Annotated in this window: 19 protein-coding genes; all 19 read right to left on the minus strand. The window is 46.8% G+C overall.

Annotated features, from left to right (window positions below):
• Positions 1-63: 63 nt before the first annotated feature.
• Positions 64-1,215, minus strand: a complete 1,152-nt coding sequence (locus T355_RS0108420; protein WP_027397369.1) for a S41 family peptidase — start codon at positions 1,213-1,215, stop codon at positions 64-66.
• Between the two features lie 96 nt (positions 1,216-1,311).
• Positions 1,312-2,445, minus strand: a complete 1,134-nt coding sequence (locus T355_RS0108425; protein ID WP_231483013.1) for a murein hydrolase activator EnvC family protein — start codon at positions 2,443-2,445, stop codon at positions 1,312-1,314.
• Between the two features lie 9 nt (positions 2,446-2,454).
• Entirely contained in the window at positions 2,455-3,342 is an 888-nt protein-coding gene (ftsX, locus tag T355_RS0108430) for a permease-like cell division protein FtsX (RefSeq protein WP_027397371.1), read from the minus strand.
• Positions 3,332-4,018: a cell division ATP-binding protein FtsE gene (gene ftsE / locus T355_RS0108435; RefSeq protein ID WP_027397372.1), complete on the minus strand. Its 687-nt coding sequence runs from the start codon at positions 4,016-4,018 to the stop codon at positions 3,332-3,334. Before ftsE ends, ftsX begins: the two co-directional genes overlap by 11 nt.
• Before the next feature lie 197 nt (positions 4,019-4,215).
• Positions 4,216-4,950: an ATP-binding protein gene (locus T355_RS0108440; RefSeq protein WP_027397373.1), complete on the minus strand. Its 735-nt coding sequence runs from the start codon at positions 4,948-4,950 to the stop codon at positions 4,216-4,218.
• A 135-nt stretch (positions 4,951-5,085) separates the two neighbouring features.
• Positions 5,086-6,012 carry a ketopantoate reductase family protein gene (locus T355_RS0108445; RefSeq protein ID WP_027397374.1) on the minus strand — a complete coding sequence of 309 codons (927 nt, stop codon included), beginning with the start codon at positions 6,010-6,012 and terminating at the stop codon, positions 5,086-5,088.
• 199 nt (positions 6,013-6,211) lie between these two features.
• A complete protein-coding gene (locus tag T355_RS0108450; RefSeq protein ID WP_027397375.1) occupies positions 6,212-6,817 on the minus strand; it encodes a DUF1847 domain-containing protein in 606 nt (201 codons plus the stop codon).
• A gap of 32 nt (positions 6,818-6,849) precedes the next feature.
• Positions 6,850-7,725: a uroporphyrinogen decarboxylase family protein gene (locus T355_RS0108455; protein WP_027397376.1), complete on the minus strand. Its 876-nt coding sequence runs from the start codon at positions 7,723-7,725 to the stop codon at positions 6,850-6,852.
• Between the two features lie 36 nt (positions 7,726-7,761).
• Positions 7,762-8,532 carry an ABC transporter ATP-binding protein gene (locus T355_RS0108460; RefSeq protein ID WP_037330046.1) on the minus strand — a complete coding sequence of 257 codons (771 nt, stop codon included), beginning with the start codon at positions 8,530-8,532 and terminating at the stop codon, positions 7,762-7,764.
• 13 nt (positions 8,533-8,545) lie between these two features.
• Positions 8,546-9,337 carry an ABC transporter permease gene (locus T355_RS14005; RefSeq protein ID WP_051555485.1) on the minus strand — a complete coding sequence of 264 codons (792 nt, stop codon included), beginning with the start codon at positions 9,335-9,337 and terminating at the stop codon, positions 8,546-8,548.
• Positions 9,327-10,376 (minus strand): ABC transporter substrate-binding protein, encoded by a 1,050-nt coding sequence (locus T355_RS0108470; RefSeq protein WP_027397378.1) that lies wholly within the window; start codon positions 10,374-10,376, stop codon positions 9,327-9,329. The genes T355_RS14005 and T355_RS0108470 overlap by 11 nt, the downstream gene beginning before the upstream one ends.
• Before the next feature lie 17 nt (positions 10,377-10,393).
• Positions 10,394-11,488, minus strand: coding sequence for a uroporphyrinogen decarboxylase family protein (locus T355_RS0108475; RefSeq protein WP_027397379.1), 1,095 nt, complete (start codon positions 11,486-11,488; stop codon positions 10,394-10,396).
• Positions 11,489-11,519: 31 nt separating this feature from the next.
• Positions 11,520-13,448 (minus strand): ASKHA domain-containing protein, encoded by a 1,929-nt coding sequence (locus T355_RS0108480; protein WP_027397380.1) that lies wholly within the window; start codon positions 13,446-13,448, stop codon positions 11,520-11,522.
• A 12-nt stretch (positions 13,449-13,460) separates the two neighbouring features.
• A complete protein-coding gene (locus tag T355_RS0108485; RefSeq protein ID WP_027397381.1) occupies positions 13,461-14,483 on the minus strand; it encodes a methylcobamide--CoM methyltransferase in 1,023 nt (340 codons plus the stop codon).
• Positions 14,484-14,487: 4 nt separating this feature from the next.
• The gene (locus T355_RS0108490) at positions 14,488-15,153 is read right to left on the minus strand and encodes a corrinoid protein (RefSeq protein ID WP_027397382.1); all 666 of its coding nucleotides are present in this window, start codon (positions 15,151-15,153) and stop codon (positions 14,488-14,490) included.
• A gap of 199 nt (positions 15,154-15,352) precedes the next feature.
• Positions 15,353-16,462: a polysaccharide pyruvyl transferase CsaB gene (csaB, locus tag T355_RS0108495; RefSeq protein ID WP_027397383.1), complete on the minus strand. Its 1,110-nt coding sequence runs from the start codon at positions 16,460-16,462 to the stop codon at positions 15,353-15,355.
• A gap of 21 nt (positions 16,463-16,483) precedes the next feature.
• Complete coding sequence (locus tag T355_RS0108500; RefSeq protein ID WP_027397384.1) at positions 16,484-18,532, minus strand: DUF5693 family protein; 2,049 nt, start codon at positions 18,530-18,532, stop codon at positions 16,484-16,486.
• 14 nt (positions 18,533-18,546) lie between these two features.
• Complete coding sequence (locus T355_RS0108505; protein ID WP_027397385.1) at positions 18,547-19,245, minus strand: LmeA family phospholipid-binding protein; 699 nt, start codon at positions 19,243-19,245, stop codon at positions 18,547-18,549.
• A 13-nt stretch (positions 19,246-19,258) separates the two neighbouring features.
• The gene (gene prfB / locus T355_RS0108510; protein WP_027397386.1) at positions 19,259-20,365 is read right to left on the minus strand and encodes a peptide chain release factor 2; all 1,107 of its coding nucleotides are present in this window, start codon (positions 20,363-20,365) and stop codon (positions 19,259-19,261) included.
• Positions 20,366-20,416 lie beyond the last annotated feature (51 nt).

Here is a 20,416-nt window from a genome sequence, read left to right on the forward strand (position 1 = left end):
TTGTATGACCTGAATATAAACATTCTATAAACTAATCATTAAAATACCATTAGTTTGGTAGGGTTACTGGATTTTTCCCTTCATTACCTCTATTGCTTTCAAAAGCTGAACGTCCTCAACAGGATTTTCCGGCATAGCTATTTCCACATCGGGCTGAATTCCGATACCGTCAATGCTAGTGCCTGATGGAGTATAATACTTGGCCACAGTAAGCTTTATACCATCTCCACGGAACAACGGCAAAATAGTCTGTACAGAGCCCTTGCCGTAGGATTTCATCCCCACCAGTGTAGCCGCCCCTCTGTCCTTTAATGCTCCCGCCAAAATCTCAGAAGCGCTGGCACTATTGCCGTCTATAAGTACCACAATAGGCATGCTTGCCCCTGTCAGACTGGAAGTAAACACCTGCTTATCACCGGACTTGTCAATGAGAGACACCACTTCTCCCTCCGGCACCACCATATTGGCGATTTCCATACAAGAAGTAACCAGTCCACCTGGATTTGCCCTCAAATCAATGATAAGCCCCTTGGCATTCTGGGACTTTTCCTTTTCCAGGGCATCCTTAAATTCCCTGCCCGTGTTTTCGCTGAAGGAAGCAATGCGGATATAGCCGATTTCAGTATCCGGAATCATTTCTCCCGCTGCTGTAGTCATGGGAATGCTGGAACGGGTAAGGGTATAGTCCTTATCCTCCTCCCCCTGACGGCGAATAGTGATTACCACCTGAGTTCCCTCAACGCCACGGATTTTTCCTACCACTTCCTCTGGCTGAAGCTCAGAAACTGGGGTGCCTTCCACCGCAATTACCTCATCACCATCCTGAAGGCCCGCCTGCTGTCCTGGGGTATTTTCCATTACGGACATAATCTTGCAATGTCCCGGCTCAGCAAAGCTCATAACTACGCCAATGCCACCAAAGGTTCCATTATTTACATTATTAAGCTGGCGAAATTTATCCTCATCAAGATAGATGGAATACTTATCCCCCAAGGACTTCATCATGCCATCAATGGAGCCATTAATAAGTGCTGTCTGATCCACCTCACCGTCAAAGTGATTTTCCACAAAGCGCACCGTGGCAATAAAGCGGATCATATCTCCTGCCTTCGACAAATTTCCACCCATAAGATAAAGGGCGGCACAGCCTGTCACTACCAAAGTAACCAGTACGGTGCTGATTACAAGAAGAATATTTTTCTTAGTCTGACTCATGAACATTCTCCAATCATTTCCAAAATAACCCCAAATCAAATTAGAGCCCTTTCACCTGCCACTACGGGCAGGCAAAAGAGCACGTGTTTAAGCAACTTACAAATAACTATATGGACTTACCGGCTCACCGTTTTCACGAACCTCGAAATGGCAATGAGGACCGGTGGAATTACCAGTAGAACCGCACATGGCAATAGTCTGGCCCTGGGATACGGACTCTCCCTCACCCACCAAAAGCGACTCATTATGGCCATACAGGGTAGTGATTCCGCCACCATGGTCAATAATGACAGTGTAGCCATAACCACTAATCCAGCCGGAGTGAATAACAGTTCCGCTGGCCGCTGCAACAATAGGCAGACCGTAATCACCGCCAATATCAAGGCCGCTATGATAACGCTGGGTGCCAAAAATAGGATGGGTACGCCAACCAAACTCAGAGGTGATAGGACCATTCAATGGCCATATCATGGCACCAGAACCGCCGGCCACATAACTGCCGCCAACCATCTGACTGCGCTGAATCATGCGGGTAATCTCCTCAGATGCCGCCATAATTTCCTCATAGGCCTGCTGGGAAACATCTCTGTCATACTCCGCCTTATCCAAAAGCACCTGCTGGGCCTGCTTCTTATCAAGCATATTTTTCTGCTTGATTTCTGCATCCGCCACAAGAAGCTCCACATCCGCCTTATCCTTTTCCAGCTTGGCCTTGGTGTTCATAACAATCTCACGGTCAGCCTTCACCTTCATAATAAGGTCGTAATCATGCTTGATAATTCGCTTCAGAATGTCCATACGGGTAAGGAAATCCGAGAAATCCTTGGCCCCGAAAAGCACATCCACATAGCTGATCTGACCATTAATGTAAATATCCCTTACACGCTTGGCCAACTTCTTGTTCTTTACCTTCAGCTCCTTCTCTGTTTTATTGAGGAGCTCGGTATTCTCGTATATATCAGACTGAACCTTATCCAATCTGCCCTTTACATCATTGTACTCGGAAGTGGCAGCATCCACCTCTTCCTGCAAAACCCGCAGCTTTTCGGACAAATTCTCCACCCGGGCCTGGGCCTCGTTGGTAATCTCCTGCTGCTGGGCCGCCTTTTCCTGCAAATCCTGAAGCTGTTCCTCAAGGTCATCAGCCAGGGCAGTTCCTGCCACGGAAATGGACATGAGAGCAGCCATTATAAGACTAGCCATCTTGTGCTTGGTAGTAAAAAAACTCATAACAGCACCTCAGACCTTCAGGAAACGCTTGATGGAAACTGTACTGCCAATGGCCCCCATAATCATGCCGCCAATAACCACAATCATTGTAACATAATTAAGGAAAGGCTCCTCCGGAATCAGCGGGAAGAAGGCCAAGGTGTCATAAATCTTGGCAGTAATGCCGGAATAGGTGAGGCGCAGGACAACGGAAGCAATCAGACTTCCCAAAAAGCCCATCACTATACCCTCCAGCACAAATGGCCAGCGAATGAACCAGTCAGTGGCACCAACGTATTTCATAATGGCAATCTCCTTGCGGCGGGCAAACACCGTAAGGCGAATGGTATTGGAAATAATAAAGAGAGTAGCCAAGGCCAGCACCATCATCAAGGCAAAGCCGAAAATACGAATCAGTCGGGTAATATCAAAGAGATGCTCCATAACATCCTGACCGTACTTGGCACTGTTAACACCCTCGAACTTCTCGATGTTTTCAGCGGCGGTTTTAACCATTTCCGGCTGCAGCACCATAACCTCAAAGGAATCCGGCAAAGGATTGGTTTCGTCCAAAGCATCCAGCAGAGTCTTTTGGTCCCCCAAACGCTCCTTGAATTTCTCCATGGCCTCTTCCTTTGGCACGAAGGTAACCTTTTCTACCCCCTGCATTTTCTTCAAATCCACTTCCAGATCACGGGCATCATCACGGGAAAAATCATCCTCCAGATAAACCATGATCTGCACCTGGGATTCCATGGCATCCACCATTTTGTTCATATTCATAACCAGCATAAGGAACATACCGAATATGAACAGAGATACCGCAACAGTACCGATGGAAGCAACGGACATCCAGTTGTTACGCCTTAAGGAGTGAATAACCTCCCGAATAAAATACTCCACAGTATTAATGCTCATAGCCGTAACCTCCTCGTGCCTCGTCACGGACTATTTCGCCATGCTCAATGGCAATAACCCGCTTCTGCATGGCATCCACAATGGTCTTGTCATGGGTTGCCATTACGATAGTGGTGCCGGAAGCATTAATGTTTTTGAAAATATCCATAATCCCCCATGAAGTCTCCGGGTCAAGGTTACCCGTAGGCTCATCAGCAATAACGATGGCAGGATTGTTTACAATAGCCCGGGCAATGGCCACACGCTGCTGCTCACCACCAGAGAGCTGATTTGGGAAGCATTTATACTTGTCACGAAGTCCTACAATATCCAGCACATTATTAACATTGCGCTGCATCATGCGACGGGGTGCCTCGATAACCTGCATAGCAAAGGCAATGTTCTCGTACACTGTCTTGTCCGGCAGCAGGCGGTAATCCTGGAATATAACCCCCAGGGAACGACGCAAATAAGGCACATCCTTATTGGACATGTGGATAATATCACGGCCGTTAACGGTGAGAATGCCAGAGGATGGCAACACCTCACGGAACAGCATCTTAATAAAGGTGGATTTGCCGGCGCCACTAGGGCCTACCAAAAACACAAACTCACCTTTCTTAATATCGACATTGATATGATTGAGGGCAATGGCACCATTGTCATATACCTTCATAACATCATTCATATGAATCATCGAGAAACCTCCATTTCTACACTAAATTTAATTTTATCACAAATGGAGATATTCTAAAAGAAATATGTTATGGCTCATTCCCTCACATTTCACAATTTCATTCCCTTATATTTCATAATTTCATTCCCTCATTTTTCATGTACAAAAATACCCTTAGTACACAACTGAGTGTACCAAGGGTATCTTTACATCAATATTTATTCCAAAATCCTGCCATCACGGGAGATGGTTACCACCTGCCACGGGAGGAATTTGCCGCTGTTTTTCAGGGCTGTTTCTGCGGCTCTTTGGAGGCCACCGCAGCATGGCACCTCCATACGGAGAATAGTTACGCTCTTTATATCATTCTTGCTGATGATTTCCGTCAGCTTCTCACTGTAATCTCCCTCATCCAGCTTTGGACAGCCAATCATGGTTATTTTCCCTTTCATGAAATCCTCATGGACATTGGCATAGGCATAGGCGGTACAATCCGCTGCAATCAGCAGCTTAGCCCCATCATAGAATGGTGCCTGGGTTGGGAGCAGCTTTATCTGGCATGGCCACTGATTAAGCTGGGACACTGGACGGGCAGAAGTCATTGGCTGATTATCCGCCTGTGACTCTGTCACCTCTGACTTTTTTAGCTGCATGGCTCTTGAGCCTGGGCAGCCCATACCCATTGGTGGCATCATGGTCGCAAAAGCCGCCTTCTTGGCACTTTGGGCCGCCTTTACCGCAGCCTCATCATAGGCAGGAGCTTCCCGCTTCTCAAAGGTAATAGCCCCAGTAGGACAGCCCGGCAGGCAGTCACCAAGTCCATCACAGAAATGCTCCCTCATCAGCTTGGCTTTACCATCTACAATATCTATGGCTCCCTCATGGCAAGCCTTGGCACACAGTCCACAGCCGTTACATTTTTCCTCATCAATATGAATAATCTGTCTAAGCATATTTATTGCCTCCTATTGTTCACACACCTTAACTTCATGGCATGATTATATATTAATCATCCTAAATATTATGTTGCAAAAACAACATTTTAGAAGTTTTTCACAGTTTTTCAGGAGAAATATGCCAGATTATCATTATTTTATTGACTTAGCAGCTCCCCAGTCATTTATCTTCTCATAAAGTGGCACTGAAACGCCATATTCCTTGCCTAGACTCACCACTCTGGTTACCAGACCGCTGAATTCTGACTGACGGCCCCGCTGAATATCCCTCTGCATAGACATGGTGGAATCCGGCTTTAGGGCATCCATCATCTTGAGACCCACTTCCACCAGATCCTGCTCAAATTCAACACCCATAGCCTTGCCCAAGGCCACTACTTCCTTTATAAGGCCCGTGAAGGTATCCCGTTCCTCCCCCGAGTGCTGGAAATTTTCACAAGTGACATCAAAATATGACCCTGCTGCTGCCGCCGGGGAGACAAAGGCAAATTTCTGCAGGGCATCACGGATAATGTTATTGCTGAAATGGGCTTTGATTTCTGCATCACGCAAAATCTGCTCCAGCTGCCGTGCCTTGTCTATTAGCTTTTCATCCTGCTTTGGCCGATAGCCAAAAATCACCCGCAAAATTTTATTGGACTGGTATATAACTCCAGGAGCTTCTATTTCACTCATTACATAAATACAGCCATCAAGGCAGGTCAACTCAGTAAGCTTTTCCTGCATCACACCGCCAGTTCCAAAGACATTCAGAATAGGTACAATCAGAGTATCCTGCCCCGCCTTTTCACGGGCAAATGCAATAGCATCCTCAATATTGTAGTATTTCACACAAACAAAGAGCACATCCGGCGTATCCACATACTCGTCTGCCGTAACGGCCTTTATATTGTCCACCGTAATGGTACCACGATGATTGGTATGTAGCACCAGTCCTTTTTCCTGTATTTCCTTTAAATGCTGCCCCCGGGCAATAAGCGTCACATCATTGTTCGCCATAGCCAAATAAGCCGCCAATGTTCCGCCAGTTCCCCCGGCACCAAATACACAAAATTTCATGTGAGGCCCTCCCTCTCTCTACTTTCCTTGATTGTACATGTCACTAGTAACCTTCATTGATTGTTATACTATTATTTTATCTGTTTTGTAGTATTTATACAATTTGACCTTCCATATATCGCTAAGACACGTAAGGCTGGATACCGATGATACACACCATCGGCTCCAGCCTTTTTCACTACAATATATAATATGACTTTTACAAATCCTGTGCCGCCAGGCCCAGTTTTTTCTTCCAATAACCGGAATATACCACCGCCATTGGATTGTTCCCCAGCACCCGATCCTTAACCACCAAGGTAGTAACCGGACCATCACAGGCCTTGGAAAAGAGAGCATCATGTCCCACACATAGCCCAGCAGACACGAAAAGCTCCACACCATGCTCATTAAGGTACTTGGCCTGAGCCTTTGGATTACACATTGGCTCTACTGCACTCTTTGGATTTACCTTCTTTAACTTCAGCACATCCTTGGGAATACTGCAATTCTTACAGCAAACGGAAACGACTTCAAAGCCCTGATCAGCAAAAAACTTGGCAAATAGCTTTGCTTCATCCCGAATACCCATGCAAAACCCGATACCAATGGTCTTATATCCCATTTTTCTGGCAAACTCAGCAGTTTCCTGCAAACGGGTATATTTCATATAAAAGGTGCCTTCCACATAGGCGGCCGCCTTCATTATACGTCTTTCCTCTTTATCGTATAGGGCCAATACCTCGCTCTGCTCCACAGGAACACAGCTTTTCCCCTTCATAAAACACATATGATTAGCATTGCAATTAGCGCAATCTCCCAACATTGTTCACACACTCCCTTCTATATCGTTCATCCTTAGCATAACTTCAGTTCATATACCACTGGCTTGGCCATCTTGCAGCAAGAATGCTGTAAGCAGCCATGGCCCACCAGCTGGACACCCGCCTGATGACGGGCAAAGCACAGGGCCTCACCATAGCACATTCCCTTAGGCACGACGAAAGGACGACATTGACAAAAGCCAGCCCGTTGAAAGGCGGCTGAGGTGGCACTACATACATGAACTGTCACATCGGGTACAGCCACCGTAATCCGCTGCAAGGCCTCACGAATAATATCACCACACAGCGTTGTATAAACTTTCGGAGATACCATATTACAGGAAATCAGCGGATCGGCATAGGAAATCACATCCGCCCCCGCCTCAGCCACATAGGCCGCCTCCAGCACAATATTATCTATAAGTTGCTCGCACAGCCTTCTAAGAAGCTCTGGTTGAGCCCGCATCCCTTTGTAAATTTCCTTGGATGGTACCAATAGACTCAGCAGGGTAAAGGGTCCTTCAATATTAAAGCTGACCCGTTCTCCCTTGTGCTTCAGCAGGCGTATTGCCTGTAAATTCTCCTGCATAAGGCCATAGTCAAAGGAAAAGGTCGGTATTTTCACCTCAATCAGCTTCTCATAGGGCAAGGCTCCTGGCATCGGTTGTGACTTATCTGAGATGAAATTCCACTTAGCTCCCAGCTGTTCGGCCTCAGCCATGGTTGCAAAGGGCAGCTTGCACAGCATATCCCCTTCCAGCTGACAAATAGTATGGGCCATGGCAGCCATGGCCTCACTGTGGCAATATACATCACCGACCTCCACACCAGCCCGCTGACACAATTCAGTGGCAATATGCCGCTCCGGTTCACCACCGCATTGAAAATGTTCCATGAAGCCCTTCGCCATATTGCCACCACCTTTCCCAGTTTACTCTAAAACGATTTAAATATAGTATTCCACTTCCTGCTTACGCACCAGCTGGAAGGCCTGCATGATTTTATCCTCATACAGATGGAAATCCTCACTGGTACGATCCCGCACCAAGCCCTTATTAATATCTAAAATTGAATGAACCGTTCCTGGATGAGCATTCATTACCACCACCCGGTCCCCCAGATAAATTGCTTCACTGATATCATGGGTTACAAATACCACACTTAGCTTGTTTTTGCTGTAAATATCCAGCAACAGCTCCTGCAGCTCCATGCGGGTAAAGTTGTCCAAGGCCCCAAAGGGCTCATCCATGAATAATATTTCCGGCTCCAAGGCCAAGCTCCTGGCAATAGCTGTCCGCTGACGCATACCACCAGACAATTCGTGGATATATGAATTCTCATATTTTTCCAAATGCATGAGCTTCAAGTATTCCTTAGCCTTCTCTACCCGGGTTTTCTTATCATACATACCGTGAACATCCATACCATAAACCACATTTTCCAATACGGTTTTCCAAGGAAACAGGGCATAGTCCTGAAATACAAAGGCGCATTTAGGCTGAGGCTCATTCACCAGCTTGTCATCCAGATATACACCACCGGATTCAGCACTATCCAGGCCAGCCATAATTCTAAGAAGGGTACTTTTACCACAGCCAGATGGTCCTAAAAGGCAAACAAACTCTCTGGCCCCTACTGCCAGATTAAGGTCCGACAGTACCAGCTGGGACTGTCCATCCTTGGAGAAGGACTTACTAACATGTTTCACTTCCAACATAATTGTCCCTCCCTTAATCCGCCGAATACTTGGCCTGCCACCGCAGCAGATGACGCTGTATCCTGTCAAAAACAGCCATTACAGCAGTTACCACCAGACCAATAAACAGAATACCTACGATAACCTTGCCATAATCGCCAAAATCAGAATAATACTTTACATACCAGCCTATACCTGAAGTGGCTCCAATCATCTCAGCCGATGCCAGCAGGATAAAGGAGAAAATCAATCCCACACTGCATCCAGTCAGTACCTGGGGCATAATAGCCGGCAGGATAATCTCAAAGAGCAAGCGCCGTTCCTTGATGCGGAGCATTCGGGCCGAATCAATCAAGGTTTTATCTATCTGCACCGTAGCATTTAGCGTACTCACGAATATTGGCCAAAAGGCCCCCACAAAAATTACCAGAATAGACGCCAACTGAAAGGTTGGTAAAATAGCAATGGCGTAGGGTATATACACAATTGGTGGCACTGCACTCATAATCTTTGAAATGGGATGAACAGCATTAAACAATCTGCGTCGCCAGCCCACAAATAAGCCTAAAGGAATGGCCGTGGCCAGTGCCAGGGTATAGGCCGCTGACAATAATACCAGGGAGCTGCCCAAACCACGGAATATGGTTGGCAGGTCACCGATAAACAGCTCCAGTACCTGCTGAGGAGATGGGAACAAGAATGCATCCAATACCTCCAGCTGCACCGTCAGCACTTCCCACACCACCAGAATCCCCAGAAAAATAGCTGTAACATCCACCACCTGTTGAGTCTTGGCCGACTTAGTAAAATTGAATTTATAAATCATTTTTCTCAAAATCTGCTTTAAGCTGCTTGTAAATGCTATCCTGCGGCTCAGCTTCAAGAAGCTTGTCCAGGGCCTTCTGATAGAGCTGGATATTGATGTGCTCTGCAATGTCAAAGTCCTTTTCAATATAACCCACTTCCTTCATGTACTTATAAAAGTCAATTACGGCATTACGATTTGGATCTGGATTGGATTCCACATATTTACCATAGGTCTCCTCATACAGTGTATCCTTATCAATATTCACATACTTGGATAATATCTCTATGGATTCATCCTTATTTGTCTTGTAGAATCGATACGCCTTAATCATGGCCCGGAGAAACGCCTCATAATTTTCTGGATGCTTCTGGATATTGGCGGTAGAGGCAATTTGACGGCAGCATGGATGATTTTCAAAGCCAGGCACCTCCGGACTGTACTTAACAATCTTTAAGCCCTGTTGTTCTGCCATTTTACGGAATGGAGTCCATACAACAGAAGCATCTGCTGCACCATTCTTCACTGCCTCCATAGCCGCAGAAGCTGATTCCATTTCCTTAAAGGTTACATCCTCGCCGATTTTTAGGCCCTGCTTAATAGCTGCCTCACGGAATACAATATCACCGGTGGCCAAACGAATGGTGGCCACAGTCTTTCCCTTAAGATTCTTTAAATCAGCTAATTCAGCAGCCTTCTCCGGCTTTGCCACCAGAGCATGGCCCATGGACATCTGCCCGGCAAAAATCGTTATCGGGCTTCCCTTGGACATATACACCATTGGTGCCGAGCTGCCAAAAGCTCCCACATCCAGCTTACCATTGGCCACAGCGGTAATGCCCTCACCGGAATTATTGAATAATACCAACTCTGAATTTAACCCTTCTTCAGCAAAATAACCCTTCTCCTGGGCAATAAAATATAAAATATGTCCAGTGGAAGCCAGATAACCAATCTTAAAATCCGTCTTTTTATCTGTTCCTGCGGACTTTTCAGAACCACCGCAGGCTGTTGTAATCATAGCAATTACAATTAATAATGCTGCTAATATCTTCTTCATACCCTATCATCCCTCTTTCATGCCACAATAGAGGTGGCATCCTTAATCGCAAACGGATTGCCGATACGACGTACCGTATTTAACATTTCGTGAATATTTTCAAATGGGGTTTCCGTTGGCAGGCTACACCCAGAGGCTACAATAAAGCCCTTTGGTGAATCGTAAACCTTGCGGACAACTTCCACCGTGGCTTTACGCACATCCTCCACCGTGCCCTCCAGCATTGTTTCCGATGGCCGTACATTGCCCATAAGCATTACCCTGTCCCCTACCAGCTCCTTGGCCTTTAGGATATCCGCATCATTGTCAATACTCAGGCAGTCCGCCCCGGCCTTTACCATATCCTCCCAAATACCATCAGTTTTCCCGCAAATGTGCAGGGTTACCTTCTTACCCTTGTCATGAATATGGTCAATTAGCTTTTTCAAATATGGCAAGGAGAATTTACGGAACAATCTTGGGCTTATAACTGTGCTTGATGACATGGCGTCTGTAAGACTTGGGGTAACTCCCGCATCAATTACTGCATCCACATAACGAAGATTACTCTCCAATGACACCTGACATAGCTTATGAACAGCTTCCGGATTCTTCAAGGTTAAACGCACCAGATTTTCTGCTCCCACCAAAAAAGATGAGTTGGTAAATGGTCCGGTGACTGCACCACCCACGGGGACTTCCTCGCCTACTGCATCCACCACTATCCTCATGGCCTTTAAATGCTCAGGCAAATTGCCGTCCTTATAGGGATCCGCCGGACGCAGCTTATCGATCTCATCCAAATTGGACAATCGTGGATCCAGCTTTATTACCGGCTGACCGAGATATGCTGTTTCATCCTCGGGGTATATTACCTCGGACCCCATGGCCTCAGCTTGGGTATATAGATCGGTAAACACCCGAATATTGTCATAATGAAACAATTTATAGGCCGCAATATGGGCCTTGGCTATCAGCTCTCCATTGCCGCGGAAATCCGATACCTTTACCCCGATTACCCGGGCAGCGGTATTTCCTACAATTGGTACACATGGCAGCCGATCTATGTCTTCGCCCTTAGCGTAGGCTGTCATACGCTCAATGGCCGTCATCTCATCCTTCCATTCCGTCATGAAATTCATCTGCCTTTCTTGCTCAACATTTTCATTGCTTCGTCACATGATGAAACCTTGCTTTGGCGTGGGGAATGGCAATAGCTTCCATAAAATGCTCCTGAAAATCAGGTTCCGCCGCCGTCTCCACAAATTCCACCTTTCTGGCAATTTCATCCGCCTCATGGCGTTTATCGATATTTAATAAGGCAATACGGGCACCATCACCTGCAGCATTGCCCACAGCATGAATATTATCAAGATCGCAATCTGGGAACATGCCCATTACCAAAGCACTGCGCTTATTTATATAGCTGCCGAAGGCCCCAGCCAGAATTACCTCATCCACATGGTCAATGCCATATTTATTCAATAAGTACTCAGCCCCCACATAGATAGCGCCCTTGGCCAGCTGAATGGCCCGAATATCGGCCTGGGTAACTACTATGTCCTGTCCTATTCCTGTTTCCTTGGCATAGGCCAGCACATATTCCCACTTGCCATTTTCATCCCTTCTAATGCGGGGAGTGTCCAATTTATTATTAATGCGGCCACTCTTTCCCACGATTCCCGCCTCATAAAGGGCGGCAAATACATCGATTATCCCTGAACCACAGATGCCTAAGGCTCCAGTAACCTCCAGCTCCGGATACCAGGTATCATTGCCGATAACCTTGTAGGATGGCTCCAGGGTTTCCTTGTCAATTTTCACGCCTTCAATGGCACCAGGAGCAGCCCGCATACCAAATTTTATCTGAGCCCCTTCCAATGCTGGGCCAGTGGCACAGGAGGTACACAGCAGTCTGTCCCGGTTTCCCAGGTCAATCTCCCCGTTGGTACCAATATCGATAATCAGCTTTATCTTATCGCTGTTATATGGTTCCTCGGCTATGACCACCGCCATATTATCTGCCCCTACAAAGCCAGCCTCAATAGGTAATGAATGTACCCAGCCAGCGGGATTTATATTTATGCCCAAATCCCTGGCCTTTATGTCCAAGGCATGTGCCGCCACTGGCGCAAAGGGGGAGCGCCCCACATAACCAGGGTACAGCTTTAGGGCCAAATGATGCATTACAGTATTGTAGACCAGCACCATTTCATCCACATCCTCCGGGGTACCACCAATACCAGCCGTCAGCTCCGTGGCCAGCTCATTGACATCATTTATGATAATGTCATGCAAGGTCTGAAGCCCATCGGGGTTACTGGTGGCATAGGATACTCTTGATAGAATATCCTCACCATAGCCAATCTGGGAATTCATACGGGAGGCCTTTTGAAGCAGCTCCCCTGTATCCAAATCACAGAGATAGGCCGCCAGTGTAGTAGTACCAATATCAATGGCAATACCCAGCTTACGGCTGTAATCACCGCCCCGCACCCTAACGATTTCCTGCTTGTCCTCCCGCACTGTTACGGTAACCTCCCAGTTATTTTCCCTAAGCACCTGGGACAGATTACATAAAACTGTATAGTCAAGGGTTATATCACCTAAGCCCGTTGACTCGTATAAAGCCCGTAATAGTCGTTGCTGATCATCCATAGGGTCCTCTAAGGTTGGTGGCGTAAGTCTTAAAAAATAGGATTTTACCGCTGGCTTTATGGCAATTTGTCTGGAACTGCCTGCCTCCAGTACCACCTGCTTGGCACTTTGGCTCTTCTTAGGAACACTGACCACCAAATCGCCCTTTATGTGGACACAGCAAGCTAAGCGCACACCCTTATGAATTTCTTCAGCAGTCAGAATTTTTTCTTCCACCGTACTTAGAGGAGAAATATGTTCCTTAGTTGAACTTAAATCCAATTTATCGAAATTTCCAAATTCTGGAATAATCTTACATTTCCCACAGACCATGGCCCCGCCGCAGGCCGCTTCAATACCAACCCCCAAGCTTTGTGCAGCTTGTAAAATAGTTGCTCCTTCCTCTACCTCACCGCGCCGGCCAGAGGGCTGAAATACAATCTGATATTTGCTCATTTATACGCCCCCTTACACAGCTTTGGCGGCACCAGTAAAGGTTTGGATATTGCTTAGTGGCGTTGAGGTACTCAACCCACAGGCCGGTGCCAATATATTAATCTCATCCCGGATAAGCTGCTCAGTGCCGCGCTGTATATTTGGTTCTTCCCCAAATTCCAGCAGGAAGGTACTAAGATTTCCCATGGTTGTAAGCTGAGGGTACGCTTCCTTCAGCTTTTTAAGACTTACCAACGCATCCACACTTATGGCATCCGCATGAAGATTGGCTATATGATGCGTCACGGCCTGCATGCGACCACATATATGAACGATAACTGGTACCCCCATTTCATGAATGGCATCCACCAGCTTATTTATATAAACCACTGCATAATCGCCGAACATCCTTGGACCTAATATTTCACCGGTGGCTGTTGGGTCAGCAATGGAAATTACGCTGGCGCCATTATCCACCATGTATCGGGCATAGCCAATCAGCTGATTGGTTACATAATCCACAAATCTGTGGGATTCATCCTTGACCTTACGCAGCTCCTTCAGGAAATTCATTGGATCCACCACCGAAGCGGCGGTACTCAATGGACCAGTTATGCTGCCTATAACCGGTATGTCAGGAGAGTGGCCGGCAGCATTATATATTGCCTGAAAAACTGTACCCGCTCTAGGGCTCTTCACTAGGGCATCATCAGCCTTATAAATTACATCCTTTACCGAAGGAAATATTTCCTTGGCAATCTTTGGTTCACATTTTAGGGTACCAAAGTCGATATCACTGCCCAGCGCTTCAGCCTCCACGGTCATGCAAAAGGGAATACCCACATTTTCAAAGCCCGTATCCGCCTGCACATCCAAGGCCAAGTCTGCCATTATCTTCGAGTCACGATGTCCATCGGGTAATACATTTCCATGGTTTTTCATTACATCAACAATAGCTGAATTCATCATGCCCCCGGGACAAATCACTGGAGCCCTGTCAACTGCTTCGCCCTTTAGAGAACGTAGCAACCGCTCCTTGGGAGATAACACATCCATATACTCACGCTCCTAACGCCAAATCGGTATTCCCCAGCAGCTTTTCCGCCACTTTTACGGCATCAGCAGCATTCCTGGCATATCCGTCAGCACCAATCTTTTTGGCAAAGGCTGGAGAAATTGGGCCGCCACCCACAATAACCTTATATTTATCACGAATACCCTTATTAGCGAGGATGTCTACCACTTCCTTCATCCCCGGCATCGTAGTAGTCATAAGAGTGGCAATACCAATAATATCTGCTCCATATTCCTCTGCTTTACTTACGAATTCAGCTGGGGGAATATCCCGGCCCAAATCCAGCACCTCAAAGCCACCAGTTTCCATCATCAGGCGAACCAGATTTTTACCGATATCATGGGTATCACCCTCAACCACACCAATGACAACCTTGCCCTTCTTGGATACATTTTCACTCTTTAAATGGGGCTTTAATACATCAATCCCCACATTCATAGCGTCAGAACACATCAACAGCTCTGGAACAAAATATTCTTCTTCATCAAATAATTGGCCGGCCCGTTCCATTCCCTTGGCCAGCCCCAAGTCTATAGTTTCATAGGCATCAATACCAGCGGTAAGGGATTGTTGAGCCAGCTCCTCCACAGTATCCTCTTCCATTTCCACTACAGCATCGGCTATTTGTCTTAATAATTCTTCCTTTTCCATAGCTGTCTACCTCCTGCTCACAATTCATCATATTACATCTATAACATACTTGTTTAGTATGTTTATGGTTATGTTGAGATAGATATTACAACATACCATAATGGTATGTCAATAGAAAATTTTATTAATTTTTGATATAGCAAAAAAACACCGGAAAATGATTTACTCATTTTCCAGTGTTTTTAACTGAATAACTGCATTACTGCTTTTCTTTTTTCTTTTTATCAATGAGCTCAATGGCCAGCTCAGCATTGTGCATGGCCAGGCGGCGAAGCTCAGCGAAAAGCTGCTCGTTTTTCTTACTAAAGCCCGCTTTATCATTCCACTTGGCACGAACCTTGCTTACCAGCTCGTCATACTTGACATTTTCCAGGTCCCCCACAGGGCTTTCCCCTACAGACTCCAGAAATCTGTCAATCTTAGGATCATAGGAAACACCAATCATCGGCACTCCCATAACCGCTGCAAAAATCAATGCATGAAGACGAACGCCAATGAGCAGATCCATATTTCCAACTATGGACAGCAGCTCCTTGGTGGTGTATTCCTTATGAAGCACCACCGCATTACAGCTTGTCATGGATGCCACCATTTCAGCACAATGTACATCCTCTGGATATTGCATTGGTAAAAATACAATGCGGGCATCAAATTCCTGGGCTATCTGGTCTGCGGCCCTGGCAATTACTGCCTTGTAATGGGTCCAGTCCTGCCACTCCCGAACGGAAATGCCCACCAATGGCTTGGCACCATAGGCATTGTTTTCCTTCAAAATAGTCCTGCCGATATTTCTGTCCACAGGATGAATGGCGTGAACCGGGTCAGAGGTACACTCAATGGCAGGATGACGAATCTTCATCTGTGCCAATTCCCCTAATGAGCCCTTATCGCGAACCGTAATCTGCTTAATGCCATTACCAACTATGCGCATAATCCAGCGGGCCATGCGCCCCTGAATTGGACCTATACCCTGAGCATACAGCATAACAGGGGTCCGCAGAAGCTCTGCCAGCACAATTATCATGAGATAATAATAAAGGCTGCGACGGGAAGTAACATTCTGCAAAAGACTGCCACCACCACTTATAAGGAGGTCTGCCTTGTACAGGGCACCTATAATACTTCCAATATCCAGCCAACCAATGGAATTCACCTGATGGCGTTCCCTGGTGTCAGCAGGATCAGCGGAAATAACCGTAATATTTAAATTTGGATCCAAATCCGACAATACTTCTACCATAGCTGCCAGCATTGCTTCATCGCCGGCATTTCTGGAACCGTAATACCCGGAAATTACAACATTACTCATGTCTGTTGTCATTCCTTATCTTTACTTATTTTTACAACTCAGCTTTGGGGCAACGAACCTGCTCCAGAGCTGAATGAGAATCATACAGATAGCACCCACGCCGGCACCCAATACAATGCCACCAATACCACGGGCAAAGGACATAAATACAGGAGAGCGCATGTGAGCGAAGGTCTCAACCATGGAGCCCTGACCGATGGTAGCCACCAGCACCAGAGCAAAGAGAACCATAGTCGGCCACTTACGGAACCAGCCCATTACAGCCAACATAAATGCCGGATGACCAATGAGAAGCTCCTTGGAACGAGGACGGGCATACATGGCCTGCTCCAAAAATGCTCTGAACTTAAGCTCAGTGGCAGAAACAGGCATACCCATGGTATGACCGGAACGGGCCACAAAGACCACGCCAGCAACCAAAACCAAAAAGAGAATCAGCAAGGACTTCACCTTCACAGGCATATCCAGCATCTTACGGAACTGGTCCATAAAGCCCTCAGTATCGTCCATTTTGCCATCGAAAACATCAAATCGCTGCAGGAAGGCAATGGCCACCAAAATAATTGGCAATACAAAAGTGAGCTTAATGCCGCGGAAGATATTAACCTCCAGCAGGTACTCCGTATCAGCAAGAGAACCGGAAAGATAGGAAGCCCCCACATATGACATGATACCACAAGTAAAGAGAGCTATCACGCCAGTGGCAATCATTTTTGGCAACGATGCCTTTTCATCGGCACTCTTTGCCCGGAAGCGGTCCATCTGCCAGATTACTGCAATAACTGGGAATACGTTGGCACTTAAGAGAGCAGCCACCACGCGAATTTTGTTACCGTGACCCATGATAACAGGCCCCGCAGCAGCAATAATGCCAATTATCAGCAATCCATAAATGTACTTTTTCTTAAGCCCTGGAATTACCAGGCAAAGATACAATACACAGGCAGCAGCCACACCTATCATTACCAGAGCACGAAGCCAGCTGGCAGGATAGAAATGGTCAAACACACCCGCCTTGCCGATGGTATAGCCCTGGGCCTCCAGCTTATCCCTTACAGCTGAAAAATATGTCATATTAGTTTCCAGCAGGGTCATGCCAGGAGCTGGCTTGTCAAATATCTTCAAGAGATTGTAGCGGATGTTGCGCTCAGCATCTGTATTTGCCCAGCGCTCCACACACTCACCGATTTTCATCTTCTTCTGCTCATCCTTAGGAATGGAATAGAGGCGAGCAGAATGATAATCATTGGCCTTGGCAATATCCAGCATACCATCCTGATGGAAGAACTGAAGCTGGGTTACCCCCTCAATCATACCAAGAGTGAGGTCACGCTCTGCCATTTTTTTGGCAGTATATTCGGAGCAATCCGGAGCTCCCAAGGTCTGGGAACCAGAAAATACAATACCGGAAACCTTGTAGTTATCGATGCGCTTGAAGAAGGCATCCACATCGTCTTCGGTACACTTGTTGTAATTGGTTGGACGGGCCAAAACATAGAAGCCCCCCTTATTTACAGCCTCCATCTCATCAGTAGGCATGCCCAAATCCATCTTCTCAAAGGACTCGAACTGGGCCTTTACTGCCAGCACAGTGGAGCCACCTACATTAAGAGCAGTAACCCGATCCTTGCCCAAGCGGCGCACCAAATCCTCATGGACCTCCTTGAAGGTCTGGTCATGATGCCCGGTAACATAAATCTCAGTGCCCTTAATGGTGCCGTCCTCCACCAGCTTACGCCAGTTAGGATCTGTCATAGCACCAGTATAATAGCTGGTGAGAACATCACTGCCATTAACAGCAGTGGTCTTGCCATTTACATTCAGCTTCTTGAAGGTGGTTTCATAAACCGCCAGAGAAGTGATGCCAGCGTCCTTGGCCTGCTTCATGACCTCTTCCACAGGCACGCCTTCGCATTCAGCCAAGGCCACCAGATCCTCATAGTCCACAATAAGCTCTATGGAATTATTGCGAACCTCCACCTGATGACGCTGAATATTAATAAACAGTGAAGCAAAAAGGCCGATAATTATCAGCACTATTAATAATTTATTATACGCAAACTGCTTCATCGCAATTTAACTCCTTATTTACCAGTTGTCCGACGGCTGGCCTTAATAATAACCCGACCGTCCTGCATCTCCACATCATCCACCTCGGCCCGTACAGGCATTTTCTGCAAATCAAAGAGAAGAATATCCCCAAAGAAATTGCCCACCACGGCCTTTCCAAATACGGCATTTTTGATATCCAAATGGGTCATGTGAAAATAAACACCACCATTTTCCTCGAATACAGTCCCTTCCAGGGTAAGGTCTGCCGTGCGCCCCAGCAGCTTTACGGTGCCGGTGGCAGACAGTTTTTCCTTGTTCATGGTGGCAGTAATATTATCAACCTTTTCCAGCTTGTCCTGCAAAAGCATCTGAAGGGATTCCTGGGAAATAATGCCAGTCATTTCCAGCTTGTCTGCAGACCTTACTGCAGAACCATCCCGGGCATCCAGCTTGGTAAGGTCACCGTTGACATTTTCCCCGTCAAGGGTCAGCTTATCAACGCGGACCTGTCCCACCATGGCATTATCAGCATCAATATGAATACTGTCCATGTGGCCTGCCAAAAGCATGAATCCCGCCATGCTGGAAACCTTCACATTTACATTATCCGCCTTGGTGGCATCCTCAATACTATGGGCAATGGAGCCCTGCACCACAAAGGGCAGAATCAGCTGGCAGAACACCAGCAGTACAACTATTGCCGCTATACCAAACTTTAATGCTTTGCTCACTTAAATCACCCTATTAAAGCTGATGGTTGGCCTTGGCCCGAAGGAAGGCCTCAATGAACATATCGATTTCACCGTCCATAACTGCACCGGTGTTACCAGTTTCAGCATTGGTACGATGATCCTTAACCATGTTGTATGGATGGAATACATAGGAACGAATCTGGCTGCCCCACTCAATCTTCTGCTGATCACCCTCAAGAGCAGCGATTTCCTTTTCCTTCTTTTCCTCCTCCAGCTCAAAAAGCTTGGCACGAAGCATCTTCAGACACTGCTCGCGGTTCTGGAGCTGGGAGCGCTCATTCTGACACTGAACCACAATTCCTGTAGGCTCATGGGTCATACGAACAGCGGAGGAAGTCTTATTGATGTGCTGACCACCGGCACCAGATGCGCGGTAGGTATCAACACGAACCTCATCCATATTAATCTTAACCTCTTCAGTGTCATCCAACTCCGGCATAATATCACAAGCACAGAAGGAGGTATGACGACGGGCTGCAGAATCGAATGGAGAAATACGTACCAGACGATGCACGCCCTTTTCGGACTTCAAAAAGCCATAAGCGTTGTGTCCCTTGATAAAGAGAGTAACAGACTTAACGCCGGCCTCATCACCTGGGAGGAAGTCGGCAGTTTCCACAGTAAAGCCATGACGCTCAGCATAACGGCCATACATTCTAAGGAGCATGCTGGTCCAGTCCTGAGCCTCAGTGCCGCCGGCACCTGCATGAAGGGTAAGAATTGCATTGTTGGCATCATACTTGCCGGAAAGCATAACCTCCAGCTGAAGCTCCTCCAATGCCTTGTCAATCTCAGCCATATCGGCCTTGATATCCTCCTCCACGCTTTCATCCTTGTCATCCATGCCGATTTCCCACATCACCTGCACATCATCGTACTTGGCTACAAGGGCCTTGTATTTATCAACACTGATCTTAACATCGTTAAGCTCCTGGTTGATTTTCTGGGCGCTTTCAGGATCATCCCAAAAAGTAGGCTCACCCATTTTATATTCCAATTCTGCAATTTTTTCTTCTTTATGAGCCACATCCAGAGCCTTTTCCATCTCGTTCAGTCGCTCCTGGAGTGCCGCAATACCTGGCTTCAAATCCTCCAGCATGTTCTCACATCCTATTTAAAATTTATATTAATTAATGGACCTCATCCCCCT

Source organism: Anaerovibrio lipolyticus LB2005 (genome assembly GCF_000621545.1).
Classification (GTDB): Bacteria; Bacillota; Negativicutes; order Selenomonadales; family Selenomonadaceae; genus Anaerovibrio; species Anaerovibrio lipolyticus_A.